General features: G+C 63.9%; 7 protein-coding genes and 3 pseudogenes. 9 read left to right on the forward strand and 1 reads right to left on the reverse strand.

Features of this window, described 5'->3' with window-relative positions:
- Positions 1-48 precede the first annotated feature (48 nt).
- The gene (locus EIO64_RS17570) at positions 49-393 is read left to right on the forward strand and encodes a cyclic-di-AMP receptor (protein WP_021749406.1); all 345 of its coding nucleotides are present in this window, start codon (positions 49-51) and stop codon (positions 391-393) included.
- A gap of 80 nt (positions 394-473) precedes the next feature.
- Here the strand turns inward: EIO64_RS17570 and EIO64_RS17575 are convergent, their stop codons facing one another.
- Entirely contained in the window at positions 474-1058 is a 585-nt protein-coding gene (locus EIO64_RS17575) for an epoxyqueuosine reductase QueH (protein ID WP_136891703.1), read from the reverse strand.
- A gap of 229 nt (positions 1059-1287) precedes the next feature.
- Here EIO64_RS17575 and EIO64_RS17580 point away from each other — a divergent pair, with 229 nt between their 5' ends.
- The 8 genes and pseudogenes from EIO64_RS17580 to EIO64_RS17615 form a co-directional block, all read left to right on the forward strand.
- Positions 1288-4221, forward strand: coding sequence for an acyl-CoA dehydratase activase (locus EIO64_RS17580; RefSeq protein ID WP_136891704.1), 2934 nt, complete (start codon positions 1288-1290; stop codon positions 4219-4221).
- A gap of 3 nt (positions 4222-4224) precedes the next feature.
- Positions 4225-5564: pseudogene (locus EIO64_RS17585) on the forward strand (2-hydroxyglutaryl-CoA dehydratase).
- A 175-nt stretch (positions 5565-5739) separates the two neighbouring features.
- Entirely contained in the window at positions 5740-7461 is a 1722-nt protein-coding gene (locus tag EIO64_RS17590) for a glycosyl hydrolase family 18 protein (RefSeq protein ID WP_136891705.1), read from the forward strand.
- Positions 7462-7585: 124 nt separating this feature from the next.
- Positions 7586-8167, forward strand: coding sequence for a flavodoxin family protein (locus EIO64_RS17595; RefSeq protein ID WP_136891706.1), 582 nt, complete (start codon positions 7586-7588; stop codon positions 8165-8167).
- A 150-nt stretch (positions 8168-8317) separates the two neighbouring features.
- The gene (locus tag EIO64_RS17600; protein ID WP_025544755.1) at positions 8318-9181 is read left to right on the forward strand and encodes a class I SAM-dependent methyltransferase; all 864 of its coding nucleotides are present in this window, start codon (positions 8318-8320) and stop codon (positions 9179-9181) included.
- Between the two features lie 343 nt (positions 9182-9524).
- Positions 9525-9635 (forward strand): annotated as a pseudogene (locus EIO64_RS19380) (VanZ family protein); the annotation flags it as partial.
- Positions 9636-9791: 156 nt separating this feature from the next.
- On the forward strand, positions 9792-10640 hold the full coding sequence (locus EIO64_RS17610; protein ID WP_025544872.1) for an energy-coupling factor transporter ATPase: 849 nt from the start codon (positions 9792-9794) through the stop codon (positions 10638-10640).
- Positions 10641-10730: 90 nt separating this feature from the next.
- Positions 10731-11435, forward strand: a pseudogene (locus tag EIO64_RS17615) (energy-coupling factor transporter ATPase); the annotation flags it as partial.
- Positions 11436-11482: the final 47 nt, after the last annotated feature.

Raw genomic sequence — 11482 nt, forward strand, 5'->3', positions numbered from 1 at the left:
AAGGAGGAACGACGTGCCCAACGCGTTGGAACATGGGAGGTGAGCAATATGGAGAAAAAGAGCAAGCTGGTGCTGGCCGTTTTACAGGGAAGCGATTCCGACAACACCATCCGTAACCTGAATGAGCGCGGCTTCATGGTGACGGTGCTGAGCTCCACCGGCGGCTTTTTGAAGAAAAAGAGCACCACGGTGATGATCGGCGTGGAGGAGGATCGGCTGGAAGAGGCCCTGGACGTCCTGCAGAAGTATGCGGGACACCGGAAGGAGACCGTGTACCAGAGCGTGACCATGCCCCACGGGGAGATGTCCGCGGTGCCGCCGGTACCCATGGAGGTCATGGCCGGCGGTGCGGCGGTGTTCATCGTGTCGCTGGACGATATCCGCAAATTCTGAATCCCTGCGTCTCAAATGGCAAAAAAGACCTGCGCGGCAGCTGCCGTGCAGGTCTTTTTTGCGCATCGAAGGGAAGCTCGTCAGCCCTGTCGGGCCGCCTCCTCCGCGTCAAATTTTGCCCGGTCCCGGTCGATCTGCTTCTGATAGCGGTCCGCCTCGGAAAAGACGCAGCCGCAGTACTTCTGCATATAGAACCCCAGCTCTCGGGCCCGCTGGTTGCCGGCCCGGAAGTTTGACCGGAAGTCCCGGTAGAGAAATTCCACCCCGTACTGCCGGGCATACATCTCCGCTGCGGCGGCGATGGCCTCGTGATTCTGATAGGTGCTGGCCAGCAGGGTGGAGGTGAAGGCGGTAAAGCCGTGCTCTGCCGCATACTTCGCCGTGCCCTCCAGCCGGTGTTCGTAGCAGTAGGCGCAGCGGTGGTCGATGTCTCCCGCCACATGGCGGACAAAGTCCTTCAGACCGTAGTCCTCCTGTACCCGGACCTCCATACCGATGGTGGGGGCATACGCCAGCAGGCAGTCCCGCCGGGCCTGATACTCCTTCCAGGGGTGGATGTTGGGGTTGTACCAAAACGCCACCGGCTCGATGCCCTCGCTCCGCAGAGGGTCGATGCAGCTGAGGGAACAAGGGGCGCAGCAGGTGTGCAGCAAAACGCGTTCCATGTCGAAAATGCCTCTCTTTGGTTCTGAGATGGAACCAGTATAGCATAGAAGAGAGAAAAGGCCAAGCCCCTTTCCCAACCAAGTTTCTTAACGAAAAATTAACAGTCTTTCAGAATATTGCCGATTGAACATCCCATGGAAAAAGTGTATGATGTCAACTAATGTGGTATCATGCGGTTAGCTGTTGAAAACTCTGACGCAACCGTTTTCCCAGAAGGAGGAAGCAGAGTTGAAAGTTGGACTTGACGTAGGATCCACCACCATCAAATGCGTGGTGCTGGACGATGCGGATAATCTGGTATACAGTACATACGAGCGGCATTACAGCCATATTCTGGAAAAGTCGGAGGAGCTGCTGCGCCGGGTGGCGGATCAGCACGGCGCAAAAGCGGATCTGGCCATCTCCGGCTCTGCCGGCATGGGCATGGCGGAGAGCGTGCAGGTCCCATTCGTGCAGGAGGTGTTTGCCACCCGCGTGGCGGCCAACAAGCTGGCCCCGGGGACGGACTGCATCATCGAGCTGGGCGGCGAGGACGCCAAAATCCTGTTCCTCACCGGCGGCATGGAGGTGCGGATGAACGGCTCCTGCGCCGGCGGCACCGGCGCCTTCATCGACCAGATGGCGACGCTGCTGAAAATGAGCGCCGACGAGATGGACGCCGCCGCCCAGCGGGCGGAGAAGACGTACACCATCGCCTCCCGCTGCGGCGTGTTCGCCAAGAGCGATGTGCAGCCCCTCATCAACCAGGGCGCCAAGGCGGAGGATATTTCCGCCAGCATCTATCAGGCGGTGGTGAACCAGACCATTGCCGGGCTGGCCCAGGGCCGGCCCATCAAGGGCAACGTCCTGTACCTGGGTGGGCCCCTGACCTTCTCCCGAGTCCTGCGGGAGAGCTTTGACCACACCCTGGGGGTCCAGGGCACCTGTCCGGAGAACAGCCTGCTGTACGTGGCCCTGGGCGCAGCCTTCTATTCCGACCAGGAATTCGACCTGAACCAGGTGGCGGACGACCTGCAGAAGCACGGCGCGGCGGAGACCTACCGCTCCCTGCCGCCCCTGTTCAGCAGCCGTGAGGAGTATGAGGCGTTCCGGACCCGGCACGCCAAGGCCACGGTGCCCCAGGTGCCCTTCGGCGCGGACTACGCCGCCCCGGTGCACATCGGCGTCGACTCCGGCTCCACTACCGTGAAGCTGGTGGTCATCGACCAGGACGCCCGCATCCTCTTCTCCGACTACCGGCCCAATCTGGGCAACCCGGTGCCCCTCATCCGGCAGGTGCTGCAGGAGCTCTATGACGAGCATCCGGCCCTCCATGTGGCGTCCGTCACCACCACCGGCTACGGAGAGGATCTGGCGAAAAACGCCTTCCACGCGGACTACGGCGTGGTGGAGACGGTGGCCCACTTCACCGCCGCCCGCCACTTCCTGCCCAATGTGGACTTCATCATCGACATCGGCGGCCAGGACATGAAATGCTTCAAGATCGAGGACGGCGCCATCAGCAACATCTTCCTGAACGAGGCATGCTCCTCCGGCTGCGGCAGCTTCCTGCAGACCTTCGCCCAGGCGCTGGGGTACGACGTGAAAGAGTTTGCCCAGCTGGGCCTGTTTGCCGAGCGGCCTGTGGACCTGGGCAGCCGCTGCACTGTGTTCATGAACTCCAGCGTGAAGCAGGCCCAGAAGGACGGCGCCACCATTGAGAACATCTCTGCCGGCCTCTCCATGTCCGTGGTGCGCAACGCCATCTACAAGGTCATCCGGGCCTCCTCTCCCGAGGAGCTGGGCCGGAACATCGTGGTCCAGGGCGGCACCTTCTACAACGAGGCGGTGCTGCGGGCTTTTGAGAAGGAGATGGGCGTAGAGGTTATCCGGCCCAATATCGCTGGCCTCATGGGCGCCTACGGCGCCGCCCTGTTCGGCCGGGGAAAGGCCCGGGCGGATCAGACCAGTACGCTTTTGAACCGTCAGGAGCTGGCGGACTTCCGCCAGGAGACGGAGAGCCGGGTGTGCGGCCTGTGCGGCAACAACTGCCAGCTGACCATCAACACCTTCGCCGACGGGGCCACCTTCATCAGCGGCAACCGCTGCGACCGGCCCGTCACCGGCAAGGCGGACACCGGGGAGCGGAACCTCTACGAATACAAGCGCAAGCTGATCCTGGGCTACAAGCCCGTCCCCGGCAGGCGGGGCAAGATCGGGCTGCCCCTGTGCCTGAATATGTGGGAGCTGCTGCCCTTCTGGCACACCTTCTTCACCAAGCTGGGCTTCGCGGTGTACCACAGCCCCTTCTCCAGCCGGGACCTGTATCTGAAGGGGCAGGGCACCATCCCCAGCGACACCGCCTGCTTCCCCGCCAAGTTGGCCCACGGTCATATTCAGTTCCTCGCAAAGCTTGGCCTGGACGCGATCTTCTACCCCTGCATGACCTACAATCTGGATGAGGGGCTGGGGGACAACCACTACAACTGCCCTGTGGTGGCCTACTATCCGGAGGTCATCGCCGGCAACTGCCCGGAGGTTCAGCAGACCAAGTTCATCTATGACTATGTGGGCCTCCACCGGCCCAAGGACTTCACCAAAAAGATCTTCACCATCCTGCGCAGCTACTTCCCGGACATCACCAAGGGCGAGGTGAAGGAGGCCACCGACGCCGCCTACGCCGAGTACGCCCACCACATGTCCCTCATCCGCAAGGAGGGAGAGCGGATCATCGACCAGGCCCGGGCAGAGGGCCGCCGGATCATCGTGTTGGCAGGCCGGCCCTATCACGTGGACCCGGAGGTCAACCACGGCATCGACACTCTGATTACCCGCGCCGGCGCCGCGGTCATCACGGAGGACTCCATCTCCAACCGGGTGGAGAAATTCCCCACCACGGTGCTGAACCAGTGGACCTACCACGCCCGTCTCTACGCGGCGGCCCGCTACTGCTGCACCCAGCGGGATATGGACCTGGTGCAGCTGGTCTCCTTCGGCTGCGGCGTGGACGCCATCACCTCCGACGAGACACGGGAGATCCTGCAGGCGGGCGGCAAGCTGTACACCCAGCTGAAGATCGACGAGATCACCAACCTGGGCGCTGTCCGCATCCGGCTGCGGAGCCTGTTCGCTGCCCTGGATGAGCAGGACGAGGCCCGGGAAACTGCCAGAAAGGAGGCGTGAGACATGGAGCTGGAATTCCAGAATTACCCCAAGTTCACCCCTGAAATGAAAAAGACCCATAAGATCCTGATTCCCAACATGGCCCCGGTGCAGTTCCGCATCCTGGCGGCCGTCATGCGGCAGGCCGGCTACACCTGCGAGCTGCTGGAGAACTGCGGCAGCCAGGTCAGCGAGCTGGGATTGAAATACGTCCACAACGACACCTGCTATCCCGCCCTGCTGGTCATCGGCCAGTTCCTGGACGCCCTGGGCTCCGGGAAGTACGATCTGGACCACACCGCCCTGATTATCACCCAGACTGGCGGCGGCTGCCGGGCCTCCAACTACATCCACCTGCTGCGCAAGGCCCTGGTGAAGGCAGGCTATGGCCAGGTTCCGGTGGTGAGCCTGAACTTCTCCGGATTGGAGAAGGACTCCGGCTTCCCCATGACCCTGCCCCTGATGCGCAAGCTTCTGGCCTGCATCTACTACGGCGACCTGCTGGTGGCCCTGAAGGCCCAGACGGAGCCCTATGAGACCCACAAGGGGGACGCGGCCGCTTTGCAGGAGAAGTGGCTGGACACCATCTGCGGCTGGGTCATGGAGGACAAGGGCTGGTCCGGCCGGGAGATCAAGGCCGCCATGCCCAAGATCGCCGCAGAGTTCGCCGCCATTCCCGTTCACCGGGTACCCAAGGTGAAGGTGGGCGTGGTAGGGGAGATCTACGTGAAATACTCCCCCTGGGCAACAATGACCTGGAGAAGTTCCTGGCCTCCCAGGACTGCGAGGTGAACCTGCCGGGCCTGATGGGCTTTGTGCAGTACTGCGCCTACAACCCCTCCGAAACCGCCCGGCTGTATGGCGGCACCTTCCTGGAAAAGCATGTGTCAAGCGTAATCCTGGACTACATCGAGGGCATGGAGAAGGTGATGATCCGGGTCCTGAAGGACAACGGCTTCCACGCGCCCCTGCCCTTCCGGGAGCTGGTGAAGCTGACGGACGGCGTCATCTCCACCGGCAACAAAATGGGTGAGGGCTGGCTCCTCACCGCCGAGATGATCGAGCTGGTGCGGGCCGGGTACGAGAACATCGTCTGTGCCCAGCCCTTCGGCTGCCTGCCCAACCACATCTGCGGCAAGGGGATGATCAACAAGATCCGGGAGCTGTACCCCCAGGCCAACATCACCCCCATCGACTACGATCCCAGCGCCACCCGGGTGAATCAGGAGAACCGCATCAAGCTGATGCTGGCGGTGGCCCGGGAGCGGCTGGCGGAGAAGACTGCCGACCAGAGTGCCCGGGAGACTCCGGCGCCCGCAGAGACCCCGCAGAGCGGGGCGGAGCCTCAGACAGTCTCCGTATAAACAAAGCCATAACTGGAAGTGCCGGCGCGGCAGACCCGAGAGGGTCTGCCGCGCTGCTGTTTTCTGGCCGTGCTCCCAGCATTTGTGCCTTGAGGCCCGCAGCCCGTTCCGGTAAAATAGGGCGTGACGACACACGCATTTTGGTGACGATTATCTGAAAAAGGAGCGTTTTCCCTTGCGAAATTTCATCAGACGAACCGCCGCCGCGCTGGCCGTCCTGTGTATGGCGGCCCTGCTGTTGGGTACCCCCACGGAGGCGGAAGAGCGTACATATTCCGCCGGAGGAGAGGCGGTGGGCTACTACGCCGGATGGGCGGCCTACCAGGGCTTCACCCCTGACCAAATCCCGGCGGAGCATCTGACTCAGATCAACTACGCCTTTGCCCAGATCGACCCAGATACCCTCACCATTGCTCTGGAGAATCCAGCCCATGACCAAAAGAACCTGGCCGCCCTGCGGAAGCTGCGCCAGCAGAACCAGCATCTCAAGCTGCTGATCTCCGTGGGCGGGTGGTCGGACTCCCAGTACTTCTCCGACGCGGTCGCCACGGCGGCCCGGCGGGAGAGCTTCGCTGCCAGCTGTGTGGACTTTGTGGTGGAGCAGGGCCTGGACGGGGTGGACCTGGACTGGGAGTACCCGGTATCCGGCGGCGCGGCGGGGACCATCCACCGCCCGGCGGACAAGCAGAACTTCACTCTGCTGCTTCAGGAGCTGCGGGAGCAGCTGGATCGGCAGGGCCGCCGGGACGGGAAGGACTACGCCCTCACTATCGCCGGCGCCGCCGGGAGCTGGTACTTAAACCAGATCGAGGCCGTGAAGGTGGCCGCCATTGTGGACCACATCTTCGTGATGGGCTATGACCTCCACGGCACCTGGGATACCTACGCGGACTTCAACGCACCCCTGTATGCGCCCTCCGGCACCTCGCCCCAGAGCAGAAGCAGCATCTCCGATTGCGTACAGGCCTATCTGAAAAAGGGTATCCCGGCGGAAAAGATCGTCCTGGGGATGCCTTTGTACGGCTATGCCTACCAGGGGGTCAAGGCCCAGAACAACGGCCTGTACAGCACTTACACATCAGCCAAATCCGTCAGCTACAAGATGCTGAAGAAGAGCTATCTGGACAACACGGACTACCGCCAGTTCCGCCATGAAGAGGCGCAGGTGCCCTGGCTCTACGGAAACCGCACCTTCGTCTCCTACGACGATGCCGTGTCCCTCGCTGCCAAGGCACAGCTGGCCCGGTCTCTGGGTCTGGGCGGCGTGGGGTTCTGGGAGATCTCCCAGGACGATGGGGGAGAGCTGATCGCTGCCGCCAGCGGGGCCTTCCGCAGCACCTGGGACAATCCCTTCCGGGACGTACCCCCCGGCGCGTGGTATGAAGAGGCGGTCCAATATGTGTATGAGGCGGGGCTGATGCAGGGGACCACCGGCAGCACCTTTTCCCCTGACCGGGCATCCAACCGGGGCATGATCGCCGCCATCCTCTACCGACTGGAGGGCAGACCCAGGGCGGGGACGCCTCCCTTCACCGATGTGGCGGCGGACAGCTACTGCGCCGATGCGGTGGCCTGGGCGGAACAGCAGGGAATCGTCCGGGGCTTTGACGACGGAACCTTCCGCCCGGAGGGGCGGATCACCCGCCAGCAACTGGCGGCCATCCTGTTCCGGTACACGGAATACAGAGGAGCGGATACCGCGGGCCGGACGGACCTGAGCCGCTTCTCCGACAGCGCCGCTGTGGCGGACTATGCCCGGGATGCCCTGGCCTGGGCGGTGTCTGCTGGACTGCTCCAGGGCCGGTCCGACGGCACGCTGGATCCGTCCGGCTCCGCCACCCGGGCCCAGACGGCAGTGATCCTCCAGCGGCTGGAAACACTGCTGGAAAAGAACTGAACAGAGTGCCGCAGGGCCGGGACACACTGTCCCGGCCCTGCATGTGTCCTCTCCTTGACGGACCGTCCCGTTCCAGGTATGATGGAACCAACAAGATTGGCCGGCAGAGAAGGGGAGCGATTCGATGAAGGTGTGCATTCTGATGGGCAGCCCCAGAAAACAGGGCAATACCAACGCCCTGCTGGGCCCCTTCCGGCAGGAGCTGGAAGGGCTGGGGGCGGAGACGGAAACTGTATGGCTCCATGCTCTGGAGATCAGGCCCTGCACGGCCTGCCGGGCCTGCCAGCGGGACTGGACGGCATTTGGTTGCGCTCAGCGGGACGACGTGCCCATGATCTTTGACAAGGTGCTGGCGTGCGACCTGATCGTGTTGGCCACGCCCATCTATTCCTGGTACTGCACGCCGCCCATGAAGGCATTGCTGGACCGGCTGGTGTACGGCATGGACAAGTATTACGGGGCGGAAAAAGGTCCCGCCCTGTGGGCGGGGAAAGCCCTGGCTCTGCTGCTGACCTGCGGCTACCGCCCGGAGCGGGGCTGCGACCTGTTCGAGGAGGGGATGCGCCGGTACTGCAAGCACGCCCAGCTCCGTTTTCTGGGCAGCCACGCGGAGCGGCACCTGGGGTATGACGTCCCCTTCATGGACGCGGAGAAAGAGGCCCGCACCCGGGCCTTTGCCCGGGAGCTGTGGGATGCCGTGCATTGAAGCACAGCCCCTGTGAGACCGCCGCCCGGCGGTCTCTTTTTCTGCGCATGGGCGGGATAAAACCGCCCCAAACGGTTGACGGACACGGTCCCAAGGCGGTATAATAACATGATTTACAATGGATAAGAGTTTGTCTGGAGGAATTTTGGTATGTGGATCGCGGAGCAATGGCAGGACTATGAGCTGCTGGACTGCGGCGGGGGAGAGAAGCTGGAGCGCTGGGGAGAGCAGTACCTAGTGCGGCCGGACCCCCAGGCCATCTGGGACAGCCCCCGGAAGAACCCCGCCTGGAAGCGGGCCAACGCCCGGTATCTCCGCAGCCAGTCCGGCGGCGGCCACTGGGAGAAGAAGACCCTGCCGGAGAGCTGGAAGATCCGCTACCGGGACCTGACCTTCCAGGTGAAGCCCATGAACTTCAAGCACACGGGCCTGTTTCCGGAACAGGCGGTGAACTGGGATTTCGCCATGGAGAAGATCCGGAACGCCGGGCGGCCCATCCGGGTGCTGAACCTGTTCGCCTACACCGGCGGGGCCACGGTGGCCTGCGCCAAGGCGGGGGCCAGCGTCTGCCACGTGGACGCGGCCAAGGGCATGGTGGCGTGGGCCAGGGAAAACGCCAGACTCTCCGGCCTGGAAGACGCCCCCATCCGCTGGATCGTGGACGACTGCGGCAAGTTTGTGGAGCGGGAGATCCGCCGGGGTAAGACCTACGACGCCATCATCATGGACCCGCCCAGCTACGGCCGGGGCCCCGGCGGCGAGGTGTGGAAGCTGGAGGACAACCTCTACGACTTCGTGAAGCTCTGCGCCGGCGTGCTGTCGGAGCGGCCCCTGTTCGTGCTCATCAACTCCTACACCACGGGCCTGGCCCCGTCGGTGCTGGGGTATCTGCTGCATCTGTTGGTGGGGGCCAAATACGGCGGCAAGTGCACCTGGGACGAGCTGGGCCTGCCGGTGACGGAGACGGGCCTGGCTCTGCCCTGCGGTGCCACAGGCCGCTGGTGCAGCGAGTGAGGCCGTGGGACGGACTGCGGCATACCTGCTGACGCTGGCAGCGGGGGCGGTGCCTGCCCTGGCGCTCTTTGGGTGCCTGAGCCCCCGGCGCCGGCGGCACCTCGCCGCCGCGGGCCTTGCCAGTCCGGTGGTCCGGGAGGCGGGGATGGCCCTCTTCTGGATGTTCTGCGGCGGCATGGCCCTGGTGACCCTGACGCCCCGATGGGTCGTCCAGGCCCTGGCGGGCCTGCTTCAGGGCTGCGGCTGGAACGGGGAGGGGAATCCCTTCTTCGCTCCGGGGACTGTCAATCTGGTTCCCTTCCGGACCCTGGGCGACGGTTACATCCTGGCGGGGAATCTGATCATGTTCCTGCCCTTTGGCTTTTTCCCCGCCCTGCTGTGGCGGGGGTGCACGTGGAAACGCGCGCTCGCCGCGGGCCTGTGTGTCACGGGGTTCATTGAGTGCTGGCAGCTGCTGGTGGGCCGGGCCTTTGACATCGACGACCTGTGGCTCAACACCCTGGGGCCTTTTGCGGCTTCTGGAGCTGGTGCCTGCTGGACCGGGCAGCCCCCGGCTGGACCCGGCGGTTCAGGGTCCGGCAAATACAAGACTGACGAAATGAGGACAGCTATGGCGGAGATCATCCGAACGGAGAATTTACAGTACGCCTACCCGGCGGACGAGGGAGCGGAGCCGGTTCTGGCCCTGAAGGGCGTGGACCTGACCATTGAGCAGGGCTCCTTCGTGGTGGTGCTGGGCCACAACGGATCCGGCAAGTCCACCCTGGCCAAGACGCTCAACGGTGTTCTGCTGCCCTGCGGGGGCCATGTGTACGTGGAGGGAATGGACACCCTGGACGAACATCTGCTGCTGGCCATCCGCCGGACGGTGGGCATGGTGTTCCAGAACCCGGACAACCAGATCGTGGCCAACGTGGTGGAGGAGGACGTGGCCTTCGCCCCGGAGAACCTGGGGGTTTCCAGCAGGGAGATCCGGCAGCGGGTGGACGACGCCCTGGCGGCGGTGGGCATGGGCGAGTTCGCCCGCCACGCGCCCCATCTGCTCTCCGGCGGCCAGAAGCAGCGGATCGCCATTGCCGGCGTGCTGGCTATGGAGCCGGAATGCATCGTGCTGGATGAGGCCACCGCTATGCTGGACCCGGTGGGCCGGCGGGAGGTGCTCTCCGCCGTTCACAGGCTGAACCGGGAGAAGGGCATCACTGTGGTGCTCATCACCCACCACATGAACGAGGCGGAGGACGCCGACCGGGTTGTGGTCATGGACGACGGAAAAGTCATTATGGACGGCGCGCCCCGGCAGGTCTTCACACAGGTGGAGCGGCTGCGGTCCATGGGACTGACGGTGCCGGACACGGTGGACCTGCTGGACCGGCTGCGCAAAGACGGGCTGGACGTGCCCCTCACCGCCCTGACGGTGGAGGAGTGCGCGGACGCCATCCTGGCCGCCGTTTCCAAGTAATCGGAAGGGAAGAGAACATTGGAACCGATACTGCAAGTACAACATCTGACCCACACGTACAGCGTGGGCACGCCCTTCCAGCGCAGCGCGGTGGAGGACATGAGCTTTGACGTGTACGATGGGGAGTTCTTAGGGATCATCGGCCACACCGGCTCCGGCAAATCCACCCTGATTCAGCATCTGAACGGCCTGTTGCGGCCTACGTCGGGGCAGATCCTGCTCCATGGGAAGGACATCTGGGCGGAGCCGAAGAAGATCCGGGACGTCCGCTTCCAGGTGGGGCTGGTGTTCCAGTACCCGGAGTACCAGCTGTTTGAGGAGACGGTGTACAAGGACATCGCCTTCGGCCCCATCAACCAGGGCAAGACCGGGGAGGAGCTGGACCGCTGTGTCCGGGAGGCCGCCCGCCTGGTGGGCATCCGGGACGATCAGCTGGACAAGTCCCCCTTTGAGCTCTCCGGCGGCCAGAAGCGCCGGGTGGCCCTGGCGGGGGTCATGGCTATGGACCCCCAGGTGCTGGTGCTGGACGAGCCCACCGCCGGACTGGATCCGGCGGGCCGGGAGAACCTGATGGCCAACATCCGGGACTACCACCGCAATAAAAAGCGCACCATCATCCTGGTGAGCCACAGCATGGACGAGATCGCCCGGAATGTAGACCGAATCCTGGTGCTGAAGTCCGCTCACGTGCTGATGAGCGGGACTCCGGCGGAGGTGTTCGCCCGGGCGGAGGAGCTGCTCTCTGCCGGGCTGGACGTGCCACAGGTGACCCGTATTGCCATGCGCCTGCGGGAGCAGGGCCTCGCCATCGACCCTGCGGTCTACACCGTGGAGGCCCTGGA

The sequence above is a fragment of the Dysosmobacter welbionis genome, assembly GCF_005121165.3.
GTDB lineage: Bacteria > Bacillota > Clostridia > Oscillospirales > Oscillospiraceae > Oscillibacter > Oscillibacter welbionis.

Bases quoted from the DNA above. Each gene is read 5' to 3' on its own strand.
- EIO64_RS17600 (WP_025544755.1), top strand. From the start codon at position 8,318: ATGTGGATCGCGGAGCAATGGCAGGACTATGAGCTGCTGGACTGCGGC.
- EIO64_RS17595 (WP_136891706.1), top strand. From the start codon at position 7,586: ATGAAGGTGTGCATTCTGATGGGCAGCCCCAGAAAACAGGGCAATACC.
- EIO64_RS17570 (WP_021749406.1), top strand. From the start codon at position 49: ATGGAGAAAAAGAGCAAGCTGGTGCTGGCCGTTTTACAGGGAAGCGAT.
- EIO64_RS17575 (WP_136891703.1), bottom strand. From the start codon at position 1,058: ATGGAACGCGTTTTGCTGCACACCTGCTGCGCCCCTTGTTCCCTCAGC.
- EIO64_RS17610 (WP_025544872.1), top strand. From the start codon at position 9,792: ATGGCGGAGATCATCCGAACGGAGAATTTACAGTACGCCTACCCGGCG.